The organism is uncultured Fibrobacter sp. (assembly GCF_947166265.1).
Taxonomy (GTDB): domain Bacteria; phylum Fibrobacterota; class Fibrobacteria; order Fibrobacterales; family Fibrobacteraceae; genus Fibrobacter.
This window is the reverse complement of record NZ_CAMVDO010000024.1, coordinates 24,152-44,983: the sequence shown is the minus strand read 5'-3', so window position 1 is coordinate 44,983 and position 20,832 is coordinate 24,152. Positions and strand designations below refer to the sequence as shown.

Here is a 20,832-nt window from a genome sequence, read left to right as displayed (position 1 = left end):
ACAGCCTGGGATGCTTCGAGATGGTGCTGGAACACATTCCCGAAGAGCTCGGCACCAAGATTACCGGCATGGTGAACGCGGTGACGATCGGTATTGGCGGCGGAAAGTTCACCGACGGCCAGGTGTTGGTGATGCACGACGCTTTGGGCATGCACCCGCGCAAGCTGCCACCGTTCGCAACGAAGTTCGTCGACATGTACAGCCTAGGTGTCGAAGGCTTCAAGAAGTACATCGAAAGCGTTAAATCACCGATGTAGGCGTATTTTAGAGCTTTCCAGAAGACGATTATCCGCCATAACGCGGACGACATAAATTCCACTGGGAATAAAGCTCAAATCAAACGACATCTGCGCGTCTGAGAAGGCGTTCGTATAGACAAGGTTCCCCTGAAGATCGAAGAGCTTCAGTTCCTTGCACCCCGCCAATGGTGTCGAGACGTTGAGCCTATGTCCATCCAAGGCTATTTGCACATAGGACAGAGTATGCCGCATGGTTCCCCGTACAAATTGCAGACTATCCGAAGAATTCGGGCCATCATCATCAACACTCGAAGAAGATTCCGGCACGAACTCACTCGAACTTGATTCCTCACTACTCGAGCTTTCCTCTTCTAGAGTGGAATCGAACGGGCACTCACTCAGGGGAATATCGCTTGAAGTCGTAAAGCACGCCCGCCGGTGTCCGTCGAGCACCACATTGTAAATCCCAGACACTTTCGGGACTCCTCTACGATTCACGTAGGAAAAGTCCGCATAATAGCCCTCAGAAAGAGCCGCATTGACCGCCACACGCTGATGAGTGGTATCACGATTCGCCTCATTCATCATAAAGACCGTTCTGTCGTAATCGATATACCAGATGTATACCCCGTTCGCAGTTTTCCCGGCATCGACATTTACACAGGATTCGTACTTTTCGGCAGGACGATATTCAATGATATAGTATTCATCCGTTTTATTCGGATTCGTGACAGAATAGGCCTCCATCTTACTGAGCTTACGAAGCGAATAAACGCTATCGGGAGCAAGCTCCCTTAGCGTCATCCACCCAAGAGCCTCTTTTTCGAAGGCAGAATATCCCATGGGAACATTTCCTTCATTCAGGGTCGTTCCATTGTACATTCCAAGCGACATGATGTCGTATTCGGCAGGACCGTCGATCTGATTTTTATTCTTATCCTTGCTGTAATGGTCCATCAACCCCATAATGTGACTAAACTCGTGTATGACAGTCCCCATCCTGCAAATTTTCTTGTTGTTGGACTTGTTTGCAAACTGCGATGTAAAAAGGTACTTGTCAAAATAGTAGCCCCCCACATTGTACGGCATACCGCTCTCCGAAGAACCGTTTGTCTGCATATAGTACTGATGGCTCCAAAAATCAGAGCTCTGCTTCATTGCATCCTCTTCCATGCCGGGGTAGAGGAAAACAAACCCATCCACTTGTCTTCGATTGTAACAGTACTTCGAGGCGTTCTTCAAAAAATCCTCGCGCTTCGCAAGTTCATCGAGAACCATCGAGGTGAATTTTCCCTCGTCATAATTATCGCCAGAACCAAAGCTTTCAAGAGTCGCATCGATCTTTATAGGATACACGTCAAAATGCGGTATAAATTGGCTATCCGACTGGTAAACAAAGTAATCCCGTACGCTTCCGATATTTCGATTTACGTTGTAGCCCGGCTTGTTGAAATAGTCATAAAACGCAGCCGAATCTCCATAATCCATGTCCGACGTTCCGACCAGCAGCACGGGGAACCAACGCTCCCCCTTTGTCCAACTTGCGGGAGTCGGACGCATCAACATCGAGGATCCCTCCTGATTGTACGATATCAGGGGCACATGATTGAATTCCAGGTCACCGTTCAATCCAGCTTCATCGGGAAATCGTTCCCCTTTCAGTTCTTGGTACTTCTGATGAACCGCCTCCTGATTTAACTGTTTCAAGAAAGACTTTTCTTCGGGACTGCGATCAGCGACATTTTTTGCAATAACCCCGCTCGCAAGACCATCTTCACCGACGTAAACATAGTTTCCAAGGCTATCCAATGTTACAAGAATTCCGTCGGAAGTTTCGGCATAATGATAGTGTTCGTCACCAAAATAACGAATAGAAACGGAGCTTCCGTCGCGACTAGTTACCGACTGAAAACCCGGCTCAGCCGGAGCCGCCACAATAAGCGAAGCGCAAAAGCCGATCAGGGCCAGAATAAATTTAAGTTTCAACGGAGCCCCCATATTACTGTTACAAAAATAGCCCTTTTTCAAGCAAATATTCCAAATTGGAATAGTAAAAAAGCGTTATCATCGTGCAAAAAAGCGGGCTTCAACCAGTAAATGGACTAGCCGCGGAACAAATGTTCTCACATTTTCAACATTTACTCTTAAATTTTCAATAACCTCCCCTTTCATGTTCTCAAAAATTTATGTATATTAAGAACGTGAATCGCTTTTTAGACATATACCAGTTTACACACTTTCGCAAGTTTCTGGAAGAATACCAGGCCGTTCGCGTAAAGGCGGAGCCTAGTTTTACACGTACCGAAATCTGCAACTTGCTCGGCCTCGAAAAAAGCCGCAGTTACTTCGCCGATGTTCTCAGAGGGAAAAAGGTCAGCCCCCGCATGGCGCAAAAGTTTATCGAGATTCTTGAACTCGACAAGAAAGAAGCCAAATATTTTGAAACTCTGGTGGAATTCGACCAAGCTAAAAGCGATTCGGCACGCCAGACGGCGATGCAAGAAATACTGAAACAGCACCCGAACCCGCAGCACATCGTCAACGAAGACGCCTACGAATACTACAGCCACTGGTACAACAGCGCCCTATTCGCAATACTCGACGCGATGGACGTAGATGACGACATGACTCCCGTGCAAAAGAGAATCTTTCCGAAAGTCCCGCTCGGCAAGCTTAAGGAATCGCTCTCCCTGCTAGAGAGGCTCGGACTTATCCGCAAAAACGAAGCGGGTTTCTGGAAACCTACACAGGAAAGCATTAGCAGCGGACCTTACAACAATGCGGAACTCATCAAGCAATACCAGCTACAGTGTTTCGAGCTTTCGAAACAGGCCCTGATGACGCCTCCGAAAAGACCAACTGTCATGAGCACACTCACCTTCAGCATTTCAAGCGAAGCGTACAAGAAACTCGAAGAGGAATTACAGGAATTCAAGAAGAAGGCAAGACAGATTATCGCTGGCGACAAGGAAAAAGCCGACGGAGTTTACCAGATGAACATCCACCTGTTCTCAAATCTTGAATAGAAATTAAAAATGAAGAATTAAGAATGAACAGAAGCTAGAGCATCCTAAGCAAGGTTCGACAAGCTCCCCAACCTTATTAAGGTCCCTGAGCAAGCGAAGCGCGTCGAAGGGCGAAGTCGAAGGATCCAAGAGGTTTTTATGTTTAGACGAAAGACGAGAGACGAAAGACGAGAGAATACATCAGGAATTATCCTCTTTATCGCGGCTACATTCCTGGTATTCCTTGCGGCCTGTAGCGACAGCACGAGTACCGCGGGCGTAATATCCGAAACCGAATCGGGGCAGACGGCCTCGACAGACACCCTTAGCGGGCACATTTACAACAACTTCGACTATTCTATCGAAGCCAAGAAATACCCCCACGCTATTGTCGCCCTCACCAAGGTCGTCAACGGCCGCACTATCATCGTCGACTCCACTACCTCGGATGACAACGGAGATTTTACCTTTGTGGCAGCCCCCACCGATGCCTACAGCGTTGTAGCGACCTTTGAACGTCACGACACCACCTGGGCAGGCATGACGCGCCTGACGCCGGAAAACAAATACAATTCCATCGCCATCGGTCCGGCAGGGACCATTCTGCTATCGCCCCGTTACAACGGACTTTCCGTCGGTGACACGCTCTGCATCACCGGAACACTTTCGTGCGCCGCCATCACCGAAGAAAACAAAGACGAGGAATACATCACCATCACCGGAATTCCCGCCAATCACGACGGATACACCTACACCACGATTACACAAATTGAAATTGCCAACGAAAGCGGAGTAAAGAGCATTCCCGTCGAATGGGACCTGTACTCCGACGGAACACTCGTCGTAAAAGACAGCGTTCTTGCAAAAGTCATCGGCGAAGAAGTCATTTCGCTTCCCAAGATAAGCGAGATGGATTCCCTTGACGACAAGACTCTCGATTCCCTGATTGTTCCCGTATTCTTCAACACCGACCGCACCGTAAGCTACACTCACGACGACGGATTCATGGGTCCGGACGGATCCCTGTTGCCATGGGCAAACGCATACGAGCACTCCATTGACACCTCATCGACATGGGTCTTGGACAACATCAAGAGTGTGTTCTTCGTGACAGTCCCCAGCATCAGCAAGTCCATCACCATCAAGAAGCTGTACGGCGCACCGGGCTCCATCGACATTTACCCCGAAGACAGGATCCGCTTCGTCAGGAACTTTAACGGGAGCGACTCCCTTAACGTCAGGGCTTCGACCATACGTGACAGGTTCAAGGAACTGAACGTATTCTCGGACGACAGCAGCTTCGCTATCGGTTTCTGGATTACCCTGAACGGAAATGATCTTACAGCAGATAATAGCGTACTCGCATCATCCCTTTCAAGCAACGGCAAGCTGGGCTTTGAAATCCGCCAATGCGAAAGCGATAAAAAGTCGCTATGCACCAAGATTTACAATGGCATCGATTCCGCATCCACCGCAGAAACAGAATTCGGCAAGGCGAAAATTCTGGACGGAAAGCAGCATTATTATTCACTCGTCATCCACAAGAAGCACCTGGACATTAGCGTCGACGGAAAGAGCATCCGCTCCACAGACCTCAAGCTTTCAAATAAGTTCTACGGATTGAATGGTTTCGAACTCGGAAATCACGACCTGGATCAACTCATCATCTATTCCTTCGGAAATTTCATCCGCAAGGAAAATGAAAAGAACTGGATGCGCCTCAAGGCATGGCAACGCGCTTTCTACGAGTTGCAGAAGAAAGCGAAAGAGACCACCTTTGAGCACTACCAGAAGTTCTAAGGGCACTATTCCAATTTGGAATAGTCCAGTTTGGAATAAAAAAATCCTTCTATTTTGATTATTTATTCTAGGATTTTTTGCATTATTCGAATATATTATAAGGGATTACCTTAGCAATATGAGATATATATGACTAATGCAAACTCCAATTTCAAGCACATCGTGCTGATTACCCTATCCGCAGCTATCGGCGGATTCCTCTTCGGTTTCGACTCATCCGTGATTAACGGTGCAAACGGAGCCCTTAAAGCCCACTTTAACGCGACGGACTATGAACTCGCGTGGTCTGTTTCGCTAGCACTGATTGGCGCTGCCATCGGTGCTTTTTTTGCAGGGCGAATCGCCGACGCATTCGGTCGCGTAAAGTGCATGCTGTTTGCATCTGACCTGTTCCTGCTGAGCGCCATCGGCTCGGGCATTCCATTCGGCATTCCAGACTTTATCATGTGGCGCGTGATCGGAGGCCTAGGCATCGGCATGGCCAGTATTGTCGCCCCGATTTACATTGCAGAAACGGCCCCCGCCCATCTACGCGGACGACTGGGATCGATGCAACAGTTCGCAATTGTGATCGGTATTTTCGTAGCGCTCCTTTCAAACTACTTGATTGTGCGCATTGCAGGTTCCGCAAACGCCCCCATGATTGGAAACATCAAGGCTTGGCAGATTATGTTCTGGGTCGAAATCATTCCATCCGTTCTTTACGGCTATGCCGCCTGGAAACTCCCCGAATCGCCCCGATACCTTATTCGCAAGGGCCTTCTTGACGAAGCCAAGAAAGTCCTCGCCCAGATTAACGCGGATACCGTCAACGAGGAAGTCGAAGCAATTCAGTCTACTTTCACGAACAAGAAGCGTGCCAAATTCACAGACCTGATTGTCATTATCAACGGCAAGGAACGTATCGCCCCCGTCATGTGGGCAGGCTTCGGGCTCGCCATCTTGCAACAGTTCGTAGGCATCAACGTGATTTTCTACTACGGAACCATGCTATGGCAAAGTGTAGGATTTGGTGAAAGTGACGCCTTCCTCACGAGCGTGATTTCGAGTGTTGTGAACATGGTAATGACGGTTGTCGCCATATTGCTGATTGACAAGATTGGTCGTAAACCGCTCCTGTTGATCGGTAGTATCGGCATGGCGATCACCCTGAGTACACTCACCATCTGCTTCATGAGCGCTGGCGCCGACGGAACCATTCCTGGACACGCAGCCATCGTCGCACTGATTGCCGCAAACCTCTACATCACCTTCTTCGCTGCAACGTGGGGACCGGTCATGTGGGTGATGCTTGGCGAAATGTTCAACAACCGCATCCGCACCATGGCAATCGCCATTTGCGGACTGGCCCAGTGGTTCGCAAACTTCATTGTCACCTGGACATTCCCGGTGCTTACCGGCAAGGACGGCATCGGTGTCGGCCCCACCTACGGCATCTACTCGCTCTGTGCCATCTTCAGTATCTTCTTCGTAGCAAGGTTCATCAAGGAGACGAAGGGCAAGGAACTCGAAGAAATGTAAAAGCGACATAGTCGCAAATTGGCAGAACTTAGAAAAGGATGCGTATAAAACGCATCCTTTTTCTTAATCCACCATTTCGAACGACTTTTAAATCAGTTCGTTCCCGAATGAAGTCCCTTCACCGGAACAAGCGTCTTTTCGCCATTTTCACCGATGATAACCGCCATACCCGCTAGGTAATAAATCCAGGAGCGATTGTCATAAAAGCGCAAGCCAATCTGGCGATTCGAAATAGAAACTACCAGCGGAACGATGAACTGGTCATGCGAGCAAACCACGCTTATACGGGCTTTCTTTGAAATGACATCCACCAGAAAATCGTCCACGAACTGCTTGGTGCGTTCATCCAGATCATAGAACGCATCCGCATAATTTCCTTCGTAGGCCCACTCCGTAGTCACCGTGAAATTCATATCCGTGCCGGTCGACTTGTATTCGTTATACTTGTCATTATCCTTGATATACCAGCTGCCATTCAGAATCGGATACGCATCATGCGTAAACTCTGTTTCACCACGACCTACGGCAATATTTTCAAGCGTTTCGCGTGTACGGACATATTCGGAATGAGCGTAATACGCCGGCTCCGTAGACGCAATCTTTTTTCCGACACTCTGCGCCTGGAAGATACCGACATCTGTCAAGTGGGAGGTTTTTCCGGCACTTTCCTGCCTATCGGCATGACGCAAGACAAATACAACCCTGTCGTTCGGTTTCAATGCTTCAAAAACCTTGTTGATGCTGACGAAATTGGCCCCATTGTCGGCGGTCGGGTCATAGACGGATTCATCCGTATCATAGAAAATCGGCCCCGCATAGGTAGTGTCGCACCACACGCCGTCACCCTTACCGTTTTCTAACGGAGTCACCTGGCAGGTGGACGTGTACGACGGTTCATCGATATCCGTTCCGACCGCATAAGGATCCGACGGTTCCTGATTTTGAGGATCCGACGGTACGGAATCCTGCGGAGTCGGCGGAAGGCTATCCGTGGGATTAGACGTAGTCGTATCCTGCTGAAGGGAATCCTTAGACACGGAATCCGCAGGAACAGAAGCACTATCGGGATTGACCGTAGGCGTATCGGTCACAGAAGAATCCTGTGCCGGCAGATTGTCGGAATTCACATTCGATGCGCTCGACGAGTCATCGCCGCATGCCGTAAGGGCAATCGCAAAACACACCGGAGCTGCCAGGTAGAGTAATTTCATACGAACCTCTTGAAATAATAATCCTTTCAAGTTTAACTATTTATTCCGTAATGGCAAGTAAAAATCATTTTGCCTTCGCCTTTTTACGCCGCCAAACCTTAAATTCGCTGTAAAGAGTACTCACTGTGTAAATAAAAATAAGAATTAGGACCGTATTCTTGGGTTGGTTCAAGTTACAAATTCCCCAGGCGATCGTGATGATCGGCAAGTGAATCAGATACGGATAGAAGGACGCACGGCCAATCTTACGGACAATGCCAATGCAGAAGAATCGAGCCATGAAACCTTTTCCCGTAAGGAGCGAAACCAGAAAAAGTCCGTACAGCATAATCGGAAGCGAATGATGGAAGAAATAATTGATGCCGGGATTAAGTTCCGGACGCATCAGAAAAAGGCTTCCGTACAAAGTGGCAAGCATCACAAACTGAGCAACGCCGCTTGCAAAATTCCGTTTCAGAAAATCGAAATGACCTTCCTTGAAAAGTCTAAAAAGCACCATACCGAACAGGTATTCAAAGATGCGAACCGGTGCAAAGATATGGAAGAAACGGTACTTGGCATCGTAACTGTCGAACCAGAGGTTATCGGAAAGACCAAATAATGTAGCCCAAAGAATTCCTGGAATAAAGAGCGTCCCGAACAATACCCAAAGTGTACGGTTACTCTGCTTGAAAAGCCAACGGCTAAACCAGGGAGTCACTGCATAGCACACAAAGAAACTGGTGAGCGACCACGAGGGTTCATTCAGTTTCATTCCCAAATCAGGAACGATGGACCAGGTGAGCGAAAGGTGCAAGAGAAGGCTTCGCCACGGGTGAGTCATCTTGGCAAGGCCCGCCGCGGCGCAGTCCCCAATTTCGTTCAAGGCGGGCAAGTGCGTGTAACCGCTGAATTTGAACACCAGTACCACGAACATCAGAAGCGTCATGAAAAAATGCAGACGGTAAAGTTTCGCGATGCGGGAAAACATGAAGGGGACCACCGGGATTCGGCGCTCCGGGTCGCTGAATTTACTTGCAAAAAGGAAACCCGCAAGCACATAGAAGATACCTGCCGCAAAGGCGGGAGCATTGATAATGGGGATAATCCACTTGTAGTCTGCCATGTAGTTGAGGGCAGACGACGAACCCAAGTGAAGCATCACAATGTTTATGCTAGCGAGAAGACGAAGACCGTCAAGCGCAGGGAAATAGTTTGGTTTTGTAGAAGTCATATTTTATTCGAGAGTCCAGGAAGACTCAACGTATCTGTTCTATGTTCTGTTTCTTATTCTGTTGGCGAATGCGGGCAAGGGCTTTGGAGCGGCGGCGGGCGGTTTCCTGAAGGTCAATCGCTTCGTCATATTCATCGACGATTTCACGGCCGAGGATTTCTTCGAGCACATCTTCTAGGCTTACGATACCGGCAATCGCCCCCCATTCATCGACAACCCCCACGATATGGCCACGTTGCTTTAAAAAGCGGAGCAGAAGTTTGTCCAAGGTAAGGCTATCGGGAATCAGCTGCAGCGGGCGCATCATCTGCCGAAGTTTCACGTCGCGCAACCCTTCGGCAAGCTTGTTATAGGCGTCACGGCGTAGCACAATTCCAATCCAGTTGTCCTTTTCCTTTTCATAAAGCGGAACACGCGAAAACGGCCAGTTACCGCGTTCATCCAAGGTTTCACCGATTGTAGAATCTGCCTTGAGCGAAAATACCACCTGACGCGGAGTCATCACCTTGCGTACCGGCACAGACTTTAGCGCAAGAATATTCTTGATGACTAAAGACTGCTGACGGTCAATGACATCTTCGCGAAGCCCGAGGCTCACAAGGCTGTTAATGTCATCGATGCTCACATCCTTCTTGTCTTCCTTTTCACGAGTCCAGTGTTTCGTCAACGTCAGGCAAAGCCAAATGACCCCCGTCCAGGAAAGAACGATTGTAATATAGTAGAAAGGTACCGCCACTAAGGGCGCCACAATTTTTGCCTGCTTCACGCCCAAAGTCTTCGGAGTGATTTCGCCAAACAACAGGATCAAGATCGTAAGAATAATCGGAAGCGATACTTGTCCAATCGGAGGCAAGTTCTTTACGGCAAGCGCCGTTGCAAGGGATGCCCCCACCGTATTAGCTATCGTATTCACGACTAGCACCGATGCGATATATCGGTCAATATTTTCCTTGACATGCACCATGTAACGAGCCGTAAATTTCTTATGTCTCTGAAGCGACTCAATGATTGCCGGCGGCACGCTATAAAACGAAGCCTCTGTCACGGAACAGAATGCCGAAATGGCTAGACACCCCAAAACCGTAAGGACTATATAAAGCATTACTCAACACCCAGTAAGGAAGATTCCAAAAAGACCGGCTCGATTGCCCAAAGCTGCGGGCGACTCAGGTCGTAAATAAAATCCTTCCAGTCAGAAAAATCCATGTTCAACTTAGAATTCAAAGCGGGAATAGAAATCGAACTGCCCGAGCCCAGAATTTCAAGATCAATATCGGTCGATTCATCGATATTCGCAAGTTTCTTAGCCGCAGCAATTGCATCGTCGATTCCGCCAAGGCCATGCACCAGCCCCGCCTGCAAAGCCTTGATACCAATCATCACGCGACCTCCGCCGTACGCGGTATCTACCGTCGCCTTAGGAATTCCAGTCGCATTCGCCACGACTCCCGTAAAGCGATCGTAGAACTCATCCATATATTCCTGCAAGGCGGCCTTTTCACGATCAGTCCAGGGACGGGTAAACGTAGTGGCATCCGCATATTCATGCGTCTTGACCGGTTCCGCCTTGAGTCCTAATTTCGACATCAGTCCCGAAACATCAATCTTTCCGCCATAAATTCCGATACTTCCGACAATCGCCATCGGCTCTGCCAATATAACATCCCCCGCGCAAGCGATATAGTACCCGCCGGATGCGCCCATATAACCGATACTGGAAACTACGGGAATTCCAAGTTCACTGACATGACGAAGGGCCGCCCAAATTTTATCGGAGGCGATAGCAGATCCACCCGGAGAAGAAATGCGTACAATCAAGGCCTCGGCGCCAGTCGAAGGCAACTTACGCAACGATTCCAGCACGGAGCGTTCCATTTTGGAATCAATCGTTCCGTCGATATTGAGGAGAGCAATCGATGTCCGGTGCGCCCAGCTTTCATCGAAAATCTTCTTGTCGTTTGGAGCCCACGTGCGATACGCCGCATTCGGGTAGTCAATTCCAAAGAACGTCTTTAACGCATACGAGGGCACCTGATCTATATAGAGCAACGTGTCGACAAGCCCCGCACGCTTTGCAGCAGACGCCGTCACCAAAGGTTCGCTTGCAAGCGAATCCAAATGGGCAAAAGCCTTCCCTGCACTCACCGTAGCGTTGACATGGCGCATCGATATGTAACTTTGCAACGCAGTCCACAAGTCGCTATACAAGGTATCCATATTTGCCCGGGACTCCGCCGACATAGAATCGGCAATGTACGGTTCAACCGCCGACTTGTACTTGCCATGGCGCAAGAATTCCACCTTCACGCCGAGCTTGTCGAAAAATCCCTTGTAAAAAAGAACGTTACCCCCAAGGCCACGCCAATTCATGTGCGCCGAAGGCTCAACCACGATACGGTCCACGTGGGCAGAAGCGAGCAACACCGCAGGGCGGATATCATCCATATAGGCAACGATCTTGCTTCCGCGAGCCTTGAGCTTTTTCACGTAACGGTCAATTTCGCTAGAGATTCCAATATTTCCCTTGTATCCCGAAAAATCGAGAATCACGAGGCCACAGGCAGGGTCACGCAGCATGTGTTCGAACAGGTTGCGAACGTGCCAAATGCAAATGGAACTCTTTCTAAAGAATGCAAATTCATCTTCGGTTTCGGAAACATCCATATCGAGCGGAACGCGAATAATCTGCGCGGCCATGGAGGCATTGGGATTACGAGCGCTGTGATACCCCCAAGCCCCGCCCTTTGGCAGCAAGTCATCGTATACATGTACCGCTACGTTATTGTAGCCCCCCAGGGATAGCGACAAAGTCAACCGGTACTCGTCATCACCGTAAAGAGGAATGCGGAGCCCCCAACGGGCGCCATACAAGCCCAATTCCACAAGCAGCCGATGGTTTTCAAAATCCTCCACATCGTAGCTTACGCTCATCAGCGGGCCAAAACGAAGAGTCGCCCCTAGGTTCTGTATGCGGCTTGGAGCCTTAGGTCCCCCATAAAGCACATTGTCGCAAGAATACCCCAACGAAAGGAACTGAAACGGACGCAAGAGAACACCAAGATCCAGGCTCCATTCCGTTCCCGTGAAAGCGGCGCTGCGTACGGCATTAACACGTTCTCCGACAAAAATCATCCGGTTCCACAAATCGTTCCCATGAGTCAAGCTCCAATGGGAAACGTCAAGACGATTCGGGCCTTGCACGTAGTCGAACGCGGCCGCCCAATGTTCCAGGTTTCCGCCAATACGAAAATTCTTGACTTCGTTATCATAGTCGTAGCCAACAAGTGCTCCCTTGGAATCAAATGCCGTGAGCCCCGCTGGGTTTCCCCAAATACCGTGTTCATTATCGAGCGAGACAAACCCCGATTCTCCGGGAATATAGGCGAAGGCAAGCGCTGCACAGAACAGGACAAACGCAGGCACAACCTTATTTTGCATCAATTTCATTCGCTCTCCCATTTTTGTACACTTCATCAATCAAAGAGACCATTATGACCGCATGGCAGGCATCGTAAATGCTACCATACCAATCGTATTCGGGATCTTCATCTTCCGCAGTATTCTTATAAGAGTTCAAATAATTTAGAAAAGCCAGGTGCTCCTTTTGTAGCGCATACGCCGGATTGCCATTGCGATAGGCCCCCAAATCCAATATTACGGAGCGACCGTTCATCGAAATTTCAACCGTGCGGGAATCAGAGGCGGAGTTTCGGTCTGCTATAAATTCAGCAGTCAACGTTCTCAAGTCATAGAAAGCATGCACACGGTCCTCAGACAATTCTTCGCAGTGAAATGACTGGTACATCATGGCGTTCTTGTCCACAAAGTAACAGAGCAAGTCCATGTCGTGGATCATCAGGTCCAGTTCCACGGGGACATCGCGGTTACGCGGCGAAAATCCATGCGTTCGCGTAAACTTAAAGCAGACCGGAAAGGCATCTTGTTTCTGAAGGTACCAGAATTTCAAGCGATTCTGCATTTCCTTGCAAAAGTCGGTCTTTACAAATTCTTCAATTGCAGGGTTGTAGCGTTCCGAATGACCGACAAATACAAAGGCGTTACGTTCCAAGGCAAGTTTCTGGTATTCCATGGCTGCCATTGCCGAGATCGACACCGGCTTTTCCACAAGCACCGGGAGCATGATTTCAATGCATTTCTTGACGTATTCGTCGTGCGTTTCGGCAGGCGATGCAATTACGGCGAAGTCAGGCGAAATTTTTCCTGCAACGACTTGTTCGAACAGAGTCGCCGCTTCGACTGTAGTGTCCGCGACTCCGATGAATTCGACTCCATCTTCTTCGAACAGCCGCCTATGCCGCTGTCCCATAGTTCCATTACCAATCAGGATTGCCTTATAAGAACAAGAATTTTGCATAAAGTCCCAACGTATGCCCCGTTTCCATTCCAAACAAGTAGCCGCGAGCCATTTCATAAAACAAGGCCACTCCGAGAGAATTACCTCGCAACGAAAAATAGCGTCCGGCATCCAGCCGCATCTTGAAACCACGATACAGGTCATCCATTTTTCGATACGGCCGATCCATATTCAAGTTTTCCGATTCCTGGATACGCAAGCGATATAGAAACACATAATCTAGCCGGAATCCTGAACGGTCTGCACGGTCCCAGAGCAATTTCCAGGAAATGGAGGCCTTCGCACCGAGTTCATCACCCGACTGGAAATTCTGCTTTTCAAGAAACGTATAGTATTCAAGAGCCGCGCCAAGTTCCATATTTCGCGAAACTTCATAAAGTCCGAAAGGCGATATTCCGAACCGGTGAAATCGATTTTCCCGCGAGCCTTCACGGGGAGGAAGTCTCCAACTGACATCGACGCCCCAAAAAGGGAACGGCATCATTTTGACTCCCAAGTAAGATTCATTCAGTCCATTGACATGCAGATTCAAAGCCTCATGACGTTGATCATGAAATTCCGTATCCCACAGGTAACTTACAAGACGGTAAGAAAAATCGCCGTACACGCTAAAGCAGTTACAAGGGGCAAACTCACCCGCCATATTCAAATCCGCACTGTAAACATCGTCGCGAAGTTCACCCACTCCCCCCAATAGGGCGTAGCTTTCGGGAGCATGAACAGGGGTAACAGTCTCGCGGGCGTGGACAAAATGCCCCAAGGCAAGGGCACAAGCGAAAAATATTCTTAAAAAAAGGTATCGATTCACAGTAATATAGCTACAATTTAATAAAAAGGGCTATCCTACAGGTTCAGTTGGTTGGAAAATCCATAACGATTATCTATATTTGTACACATCATGAAAAAGATAATCACTTATGGAACATTTGATTTGTTGCATTACGGCCACATCAACCTGCTGAAACGAGCCAAGGCTTTGGGTGATTATCTTATTGTAGCACTGTCGACCGACGAATTCAACTGGAACCAGAAAAAGAAAAAGTGCTATTTCAGCTACGAAAAGCGCAAACAACTCCTGGAAGCGGTCCGATATGTAGACCTCGTCATCCCCGAAGAAAACTGGGATCAAAAGAAGACGGACGTCAAGGAATATCACGTAGACACTTTTGTAATGGGCGATGACTGGAAGGGCAAATTCGATTTTCTCAAGGACTACTGCGAAGTCGTCTATTTGGAACGGACCCCCGAAATTAGCACCACCCAAATCAAAAAAGATCTGGAATCTTTAAAGAAATAGCAGATAAACAATGAAGCGCCTGTTTCAGAAGCTTCTGTTTGTTCTTTCTCCCCTATTCTTCATTTTTACCGTATATACCCTTAGTTCCTGTGGGACCTGGGACAATTATTCGTCTACTGCTTCAGAGGAATCTTACCTGCCTTTAGATGATTCGGAATACCCCTACGCAGGGTTACCTCGTCTAGTCATCGAGACCGAGAATTTCAAGCAAATTAACGACAAGGAAACAAAAATTCCAGCATACCTGCAATTCTACGACAAAGATAAGCCTTCCGGACCTATTTTGAGCCACACAATCAGAGGACGCGGTAATTCCAGTTTCGTCATGACGAAATATGGATACAAAATCAAACTTGCCGAAAAGGATTCCCTGCTCGGGATGCCCAAGGACAAGGAGTGGGACCTGATCTCCAACTTTCGCGACAAGTCCATGTTGCAAAACTACATCACCTATCAGCTTGCAGGAATTCTCGGTGATGAATACTATCCCAAATGCCGTTTCATTGAACTGTACCTCAATCGACAATACCTAGGAATATACCTTCTAGTCGAGCATGTCAAGGTTTCCGAAAGCCGAGTCAACATCCCTAAAGACGACTCGAGTTTTCTCTTTGAAAAGACTTCCGAAACAACTACTGACGGAATCCTCTTCACCTCTAGTCTAAATTATATTTTCAAATTCAACCAGCCCAAGGAACCCAGTACATATTCCCAAAAACTTCTCGAAGACCACATCAATCATTTCGAGCATTTTCTACAATCCAAGGATATTTACGACATAGACAGCATCGCCCACTGGATCGACATCGAAGATTTTGTAAGATACTACTGGATACAGGAATTTACAAAGAATATCGACGGACATCGACGAAGCATTTTTATTACCTGGGAAAAAGACTCCCCCCTAAAAATGGGACCGGTATGGGATTTCGACCTAGGCTACGGAAATTCGAGAGATGAAAAAAGCGGACCTGACCAATGGTTCATTCGTAAATACGGTTGGGACCGATTCCTTTTCAAGAACAAGGCTTACGAAGCGCAAGTAAAGAACTTTTGGAAAAAGAATCGAGCAGCGTTTGCAGCCACCCTGGATTCCATTGATTCCATATCGAAAAAGCTATCAAAAGCATCGCAAAACGAGTTCAAAAGATGGCCTGTTCTCGAAACCGACAGCGGCTTTCCCTTTTTTAGAAAGTTCAGTAATTACCAGGAAGCCGTAGACACTCTAAAATACTGGATAGAACAACGAATCCAGTGGATTGACGAGAACATATAATTCTATATTTTGAAGACGCTTATGTCTTTGAAGCAAAAAACATTCAAAGGTGTCATCTGGAGCGCCATAGAAAGATTCTCTACGCAAGGCGTACAATTTCTTTTCGGCATACTCCTCGCAAGACTGTTGACGCCAAACGACTACGGCATGATCGCCATGCTCGCCATTTTCATGGCAGTAAGTCAGACCTTCATCGACAGTGGTTTCGGCAACGCCCTCATACGCAAGCCAGACCGCAACGAAGCCGACAAAGCGACCGTATTTTTCTTCAATATTTTTATGGCAGGCGCATGCTACGGAATAATATTCCTAGCGGCCCCCTTCATCGCCCAATTCTACGGAATGCCTCAGCTCTCAGACATTCTGAGAATTCTCGCCATCAACTTAATTATACAGGCCTTCGGGTCAATCCAGCGCCTTAACCTGACGATTGATCTGAATTTCAAAACACTTGCCAAGGTTTCCCTCATCGGAGCCATTATAGGTGGAACGGCCGGCCTTGTCTGCGCATACAATGGGCTAGGCGTATGGTCACTCGTCGTCCAACAAATAACGACAACATCCTCGAGAGTGGTGCTATTCTGGACTTTGGTTCATTGGCGACCCAAGACCTTTTTCAACAAGTCCTCTTTCAAGAATATGTTCGGTTTCGGCTCTAAACTTTTGGTTTCGGGTTTACTGAACACCCTGTACGAAAACATCTACGACTTAATTATCGGCAAGGTCTTCTCTGCGGGCACATTAGGAAACTACAGCAGGGCAAATCATTTTGCGAACTTCCCGTCTTCCAATATCACGGGCATTTTCCAGAGAGTCACCTACCCCGTCTTGAGTAAAATTCAAAACGACCCTGACAAGTTGCGGACAGGATATTTAAAGTTTTTGAATATGGCAACCCTAGTCATATTTCCCCTAATGATTGGCCTTAGTGCTGTTGCAAAGCCGTTCATTCTCTTGGTCCTTACGGATAAATGGGTCAACGCCATTCTCATTCTACAAATCATCTGCCTTGCCCAAATGTGGTATCCCGTACATGCGATCAACTTAAATATTCTGCAAGTTATGGGACGGTCCGATTTATTTCTGAAACTAGAAGTTATCAAGAAAATTGTAGGAATAATCATTCTTTGCATCGCCATTCCTCATGGGATTATCGCCATCTGCTTTAGCCAATGGGTCGGCACCTGTTTTGGACTTGTGATAAACACCTATTATTCCGGAAAATTGCTAAATGCCGGCCTTTGGATCCAGCTCAAGATGTACATTCCGACCCTTTTGAATTCCCTGGTCATGGGCGCTATTTGCATGGGTGCCACAAGAATTCTCCCCGAACAGGAATACACCCTACAACTCGTACTCGGAATTGCCGCAGGAGCCATTTACTACATCGCAAGCAATTGTATATTTAACAGGAAAACAGTCAAGGAACTGCTGGAACTTTTGAGTAAAAAGAAAAACAAGTCGTAGATTATTATGAGCGAGAATAAAACAATTACAGTCACTTCCCCCCTTCTTCCAAAACTGGAAGACTTTATCCCCATGCTTCAGGATATTTGGGATAGAAAATGGTTGACCAACAATGGTCACTACCATGAGGAACTTGAAAAAGCACTTGCTGACTATCTCGGTGTTAAATATATCAGTTTATTCACCAACGGGACTCTCCCCCTCATTACCGCTTTGCAGGCAATGAGAATTACCGGAGAAGTCATTACGACTCCCTATAGCTTTGTAGCGACAACGCACTCTATTTGGTGGAACGGTCTAAAGCCCGTCTTCGTGGATGTAGACGAAGAAACCGGCAACATCGACCCCGAGAAGATCGAGGCCGCCATCACGCCGCACACCACGGCGATCATGCCCGTACATGTCTATGGCACCCCCTGTAACATGAAACGTATTCAGGAAATCGCAGACATCTACGGTTTGAAAATTATCTACGATGCAGCCCACGCTTTCGGCGTCAAGAAGGATGGCGAATCAGTTTTGAAAGCCGGCGACATGAGTACGCTCAGTTTCCACGCCACCAAGGTCTACAACACCGTTGAAGGTGGAGCCCTCATCTGTCATGACGAAGCAACCAAGAAGCGCATCGATTTCCTTAAGAACTTCGGTTTCGCCGGCGAAACGACCGTCGTTGCCCCGGGTATCAACAGCAAGATGGACGAAATCCGCGCCGCATACGGGCTCCTGAACCTAAAGCAGGTCGATGACGCCATCGCAAAACGCAAGGCTATAGCCGAAAAGTACCGCGCAGCCCTCAAGGACATTCCTGGAATCCGTTTCCTCAAGGACATCGAAGGCGTGCGTCACAACTACGCCTACTTCCCGATTTTCATCAGCGAAGAATACGGCATCAGCCGCGACGCCCTTTACGCCAAACTGCGGGAGCACAACATTTACGGTCGCCGCTACTTCTACCCCCTCATCAGCACGTTCAGCGCCTACAAGGGACTGGAATCTGCCGACCCGAAGAACTTGCCTGTAGCACACAAACTTGCCGACCAGGTGCTTTGTTTGCCGATGTTCGCAGGTCTCGATAACGAAGGCACCGACAGGATTATAGACATTATTCGAAAATAGAATAGCAGAATATTTCGAATGCCCCAAATAGAAACTCAACCAAAGAAAGTCCGAGACTCTAATCTAGAGTTGTTCCGCATAGTGACGATGCTTATCATTGTCGCACACCATTATGTTGTCAACTCCGGATACCTCGAGCTTATAAAAGAATTTGGAGCAACATCATCAAATTCACTTTTTTTACTGCTATTTGGTTGGGGTGGCAAAACCGGTATCAATTGTTTCGTCTTGATAACCGGTTATTTTATGGTCAAGTCACAAATAACCCTAAATAAATTTTTAAAGCTTTTCCTAGAAATTGAGTTTTATAGCATCATTATCGCAATCATTTTCTTCATAACGAAATACAACAACTATTCAATCCAATTTCTTATTAAAGATATTTTGCCCATCTCTAGTATCACAAACAGCTTTACAAGTTGCTATTTGCTATTCTTTCTATTTATTCCGTATCTAAACATCCTATTAAACAAAACTAGCGAGCGACAACATCGCTATTTAATTGCATTATGCGTCCTCATGTTCACAATTTTGCCTCTAATTCACATAAAGATATCATTCAACTACGTGCAGTGGTTTATTATCTTGTACATCATTGCAGCATACCTAAGACTTCACCCTATAAAAAAATTCCAAAGCAACAAATTTTGCGGGTTGGCTTTATTGATTTCTTTTGTTTGCTCTTGGGCAACCGTTATATGGGGAGCATGGAGATATGACATTTCCGGTAAAGTCACTTGGTACAAATATGTAGCGGATTCCAACGCCATTTTCGCCCTAACAACAGCAATTTTTGCATTTCTTTTCTTTAAAAATTTGAAAATCAAGCATTCAAAGATTATAAACACCATCAGCGCATCTGCATTTGGAGTCCTACTCATTCATGCAGCTAGCGATACAATGCGGCAATGGTTGTGGACAGACACCTTGCAAAACACATTATTCTTTAACTCCGATTATCTCGCAATACACGCAATAGTGTCTGTATTAGGAATCTATATTATATGTACCCTTATTGATTTTATGCGAATACACCTTTTAGAAGTACCTTTCTTTCATTGGTTTGATTCTAAAAAAAATAAAATGCATGTAAAAGAGAGACGCTAATGAAAAAGTTGATGCTCCTTGGCGGACTCCGCTACTTGCTCCCCGTAATCGAAGAGGCTCATAAGCTAGGAGTCTATGTGATTACGGCGGATTACCTCCCCAACAACATTGCACACAAGTATTCCGATGAATACTGCAACGTGAGTATCATTGAAAAGGACGCCGTCTTGAAGGCCGCACAAGAACTGCAAATTGACGGAATACTTTCACATGCCGTAGACCCGGGAGTCGTTTCCGCAGCCTATGTCGCCGAGAAAATGGGACTGCCGTTCCAGTGCAGCTACGAGGCCGCCCGCATTCTGCAGGACAAGTCGCTGTTCCGCAAGTTTCTTACCGAGCATGGATTCAACTGTCCCAAGGCAAAGGGCTACAACAACATCGAAGACGCCCTAAAAGATACCGCCTACTTCAACTGGCCCGTGATTGTAAAGCCTGTCGATTCAGCAGGCAGTAAGGGCGTCACGAAAGTTGAGAACAAGGAAAATTTACGTAACGCCATTGAGACCGCTCTCTCGTCGTCGCTTTCAAAACATTTCATAATCGAGGACTTTCTCGACAAAGTCGGTGCTCAGTCCAGCGCAGATATCTTTACGGTAGACGGCAAGCTCGTCTACCCGGCGTATTCCGACCAGCTATTCGACAAGAACGCAGCAAACCCATACACGCCCGCAATCGAAATTTGGCCCGCCTCCATGGAGCAGAAGTTCCAAGACGACCTGACAGCGCAACTGCAGCGCCTGTTCACGCTTCTCGGCGTGAAATCCGGTATCTACAATGTGGAAAGTCGTGTGTGTTCCGATGGCAAGGCCTACATTATGGAAGTGAGTCCCCGCGGTGGCGGAAACCGTATCGCCGAACTGCAGGACATGGCGACCGGTCAGGACCTCATTGTCAACGAAATCAAGAAAGCGCTCGGAATGCCACTAGACAACATAACAGTCCCAGAATACGATGGAGTTTGGTGCAACTACATTCTGCACTCATCCAAAGAAGGGACTTTCGTTTCTATCGACATCAACCCAGAATTCAAACGCAAGTATGTCCGCGACGTGGGCCTTATTGTAAGTCCTAGCGACCATATCGTCCCCTTTACCGGTGCAAATACTTCCTTGGGAACGCTATTTCTCAGGTTCGACACCAGAGAAGAAATGACTAATGCTCTGAGCCATGACCGTGATTGGTTAAAAATAAACGTGGAATAGGAT

The 20,832-nt window shown here is 47.5% G+C and carries 17 protein-coding genes; 10 read left to right on the top strand and 7 right to left on the bottom strand.

What is annotated here, in order from left to right; translation table 11 throughout:
- Positions 1-257, top strand: a 257-nt coding sequence (locus Q0W37_RS11425) for a 3-methyl-2-oxobutanoate hydroxymethyltransferase (RefSeq protein ID WP_297701694.1), incomplete at its 5' end; no start/stop codon positions are given.
- Here Q0W37_RS11425 and Q0W37_RS11420 read toward each other — a convergent pair.
- Positions 246-2,225 carry an immune inhibitor A domain-containing protein gene (locus tag Q0W37_RS11420; RefSeq protein WP_297701693.1) on the bottom strand — a complete coding sequence of 660 codons (1,980 nt, stop codon included), beginning with the start codon at positions 2,223-2,225 and terminating at the stop codon, positions 246-248. The two genes, Q0W37_RS11425 and Q0W37_RS11420, sit on opposite strands and share 12 nt — an antisense overlap.
- A 215-nt stretch (positions 2,226-2,440) precedes the next feature.
- On the opposite strand from Q0W37_RS11420, the gene Q0W37_RS11415 reads away from it, so the two are divergent.
- From Q0W37_RS11415 to Q0W37_RS11405, 3 genes are all read left to right on the top strand, one after another.
- A complete protein-coding gene (locus Q0W37_RS11415) occupies positions 2,441-3,265 on the top strand; it encodes a TIGR02147 family protein (protein ID WP_297701692.1) in 825 nt (274 codons plus the stop codon).
- A gap of 138 nt (positions 3,266-3,403) precedes the next feature.
- Entirely contained in the window at positions 3,404-5,044 is a 1,641-nt protein-coding gene (locus Q0W37_RS11410) for a carboxypeptidase-like regulatory domain-containing protein (protein WP_297701691.1), read from the top strand.
- Positions 5,045-5,173: 129 nt separating this feature from the next.
- Positions 5,174-6,565, top strand: a complete 1,392-nt coding sequence (locus Q0W37_RS11405; RefSeq protein ID WP_297701690.1) for a sugar porter family MFS transporter — start codon at positions 5,174-5,176, stop codon at positions 6,563-6,565.
- 92 nt (positions 6,566-6,657) lie between these two features.
- Here the strand turns inward: Q0W37_RS11405 and Q0W37_RS11400 are convergent, their stop codons facing one another.
- The 6 genes from Q0W37_RS11400 to Q0W37_RS11375 form a co-directional block, all read right to left on the bottom strand.
- Entirely contained in the window at positions 6,658-7,776 is a 1,119-nt protein-coding gene (locus tag Q0W37_RS11400; RefSeq protein ID WP_297701689.1) for a histidine phosphatase family protein, read from the bottom strand.
- 64 nt (positions 7,777-7,840) lie between these two features.
- Positions 7,841-8,989, bottom strand: coding sequence for an acyltransferase (locus Q0W37_RS11395; protein ID WP_297701688.1), 1,149 nt, complete (start codon positions 8,987-8,989; stop codon positions 7,841-7,843).
- A gap of 25 nt (positions 8,990-9,014) precedes the next feature.
- A complete protein-coding gene (locus Q0W37_RS11390) occupies positions 9,015-10,091 on the bottom strand; it encodes a CNNM domain-containing protein (RefSeq protein WP_297701687.1) in 1,077 nt (358 codons plus the stop codon).
- Positions 10,091-12,436 carry a signal peptide peptidase SppA gene (sppA, locus tag Q0W37_RS11385; RefSeq protein WP_297701686.1) on the bottom strand — a complete coding sequence of 782 codons (2,346 nt, stop codon included), beginning with the start codon at positions 12,434-12,436 and terminating at the stop codon, positions 10,091-10,093. The genes Q0W37_RS11390 and sppA overlap by 1 nt, the downstream gene beginning before the upstream one ends.
- Positions 12,417-13,364: a Gfo/Idh/MocA family oxidoreductase gene (locus Q0W37_RS11380; RefSeq protein WP_297701685.1), complete on the bottom strand. Its 948-nt coding sequence runs from the start codon at positions 13,362-13,364 to the stop codon at positions 12,417-12,419. Before Q0W37_RS11380 ends, sppA begins: the two co-directional genes overlap by 20 nt.
- Positions 13,342-14,124, bottom strand: coding sequence for a hypothetical protein (locus Q0W37_RS11375; RefSeq protein ID WP_297701684.1), 783 nt, complete (start codon positions 14,122-14,124; stop codon positions 13,342-13,344). The genes Q0W37_RS11380 and Q0W37_RS11375 overlap by 23 nt, the downstream gene beginning before the upstream one ends.
- 138 nt (positions 14,125-14,262) lie before the next feature.
- Between Q0W37_RS11375 and tagD the strand changes: the two genes are divergently transcribed.
- The 6 genes from tagD to Q0W37_RS11345 are packed head-to-tail and all read left to right on the top strand — an operon-like array spanning position 14,263 to position 20,829.
- Positions 14,263-14,661, top strand: a complete 399-nt coding sequence (gene tagD / locus Q0W37_RS11370; RefSeq protein ID WP_297701683.1) for a glycerol-3-phosphate cytidylyltransferase — start codon at positions 14,263-14,265, stop codon at positions 14,659-14,661.
- 10 nt (positions 14,662-14,671) lie between these two features.
- Positions 14,672-15,937, top strand: a complete 1,266-nt coding sequence (locus Q0W37_RS11365; protein ID WP_297701682.1) for a CotH kinase family protein — start codon at positions 14,672-14,674, stop codon at positions 15,935-15,937.
- Positions 15,938-15,958: 21 nt separating this feature from the next.
- A complete protein-coding gene (locus Q0W37_RS11360; protein WP_297701681.1) occupies positions 15,959-17,404 on the top strand; it encodes a lipopolysaccharide biosynthesis protein in 1,446 nt (481 codons plus the stop codon).
- 6 nt (positions 17,405-17,410) lie between these two features.
- Entirely contained in the window at positions 17,411-18,520 is a 1,110-nt protein-coding gene (locus Q0W37_RS11355) for a DegT/DnrJ/EryC1/StrS aminotransferase family protein (RefSeq protein WP_297701680.1), read from the top strand.
- 18 nt (positions 18,521-18,538) lie between these two features.
- Entirely contained in the window at positions 18,539-19,627 is a 1,089-nt protein-coding gene (locus Q0W37_RS15445) for an acyltransferase family protein (protein WP_367186275.1), read from the top strand.
- Positions 19,627-20,829, top strand: coding sequence for an ATP-grasp domain-containing protein (locus tag Q0W37_RS11345; RefSeq protein WP_297701678.1), 1,203 nt, complete (start codon positions 19,627-19,629; stop codon positions 20,827-20,829). The genes Q0W37_RS15445 and Q0W37_RS11345 overlap by 1 nt, the downstream gene beginning before the upstream one ends.
- The last annotated feature ends 3 nt before the right edge of the window (positions 20,830-20,832 follow it).

Bases quoted from the DNA above. Each gene is read 5' to 3' on its own strand.
- Q0W37_RS11410 (WP_297701691.1), top strand. From the start codon at position 3,404: ATGTTTAGACGAAAGACGAGAGACGAAAGACGAGAGAATACATCAGGA.
- Q0W37_RS11405 (WP_297701690.1), top strand. From the start codon at position 5,174: ATGACTAATGCAAACTCCAATTTCAAGCACATCGTGCTGATTACCCTA.
- Q0W37_RS11400 (WP_297701689.1), bottom strand. From the start codon at position 7,776: ATGAAATTACTCTACCTGGCAGCTCCGGTGTGTTTTGCGATTGCCCTT.
- Q0W37_RS11395 (WP_297701688.1), bottom strand. From the start codon at position 8,989: ATGACTTCTACAAAACCAAACTATTTCCCTGCGCTTGACGGTCTTCGT.
- Q0W37_RS11390 (WP_297701687.1), bottom strand. From the start codon at position 10,091: ATGCTTTATATAGTCCTTACGGTTTTGGGGTGTCTAGCCATTTCGGCA.
- sppA (WP_297701686.1), bottom strand. From the start codon at position 12,436: ATGAAATTGATGCAAAATAAGGTTGTGCCTGCGTTTGTCCTGTTCTGT.
- Q0W37_RS11380 (WP_297701685.1), bottom strand. From the start codon at position 13,364: ATGCAAAATTCTTGTTCTTATAAGGCAATCCTGATTGGTAATGGAACT.
- tagD (WP_297701683.1), top strand. From the start codon at position 14,263: ATGAAAAAGATAATCACTTATGGAACATTTGATTTGTTGCATTACGGC.
- Q0W37_RS11365 (WP_297701682.1), top strand. From the start codon at position 14,672: ATGAAGCGCCTGTTTCAGAAGCTTCTGTTTGTTCTTTCTCCCCTATTC.
- Q0W37_RS11360 (WP_297701681.1), top strand. From the start codon at position 15,959: ATGTCTTTGAAGCAAAAAACATTCAAAGGTGTCATCTGGAGCGCCATA.
- Q0W37_RS11355 (WP_297701680.1), top strand. From the start codon at position 17,411: ATGAGCGAGAATAAAACAATTACAGTCACTTCCCCCCTTCTTCCAAAA.
- Q0W37_RS15445 (WP_367186275.1), top strand. From the start codon at position 18,539: ATGCCCCAAATAGAAACTCAACCAAAGAAAGTCCGAGACTCTAATCTA.
- Q0W37_RS11345 (WP_297701678.1), top strand. From the start codon at position 19,627: ATGAAAAAGTTGATGCTCCTTGGCGGACTCCGCTACTTGCTCCCCGTA.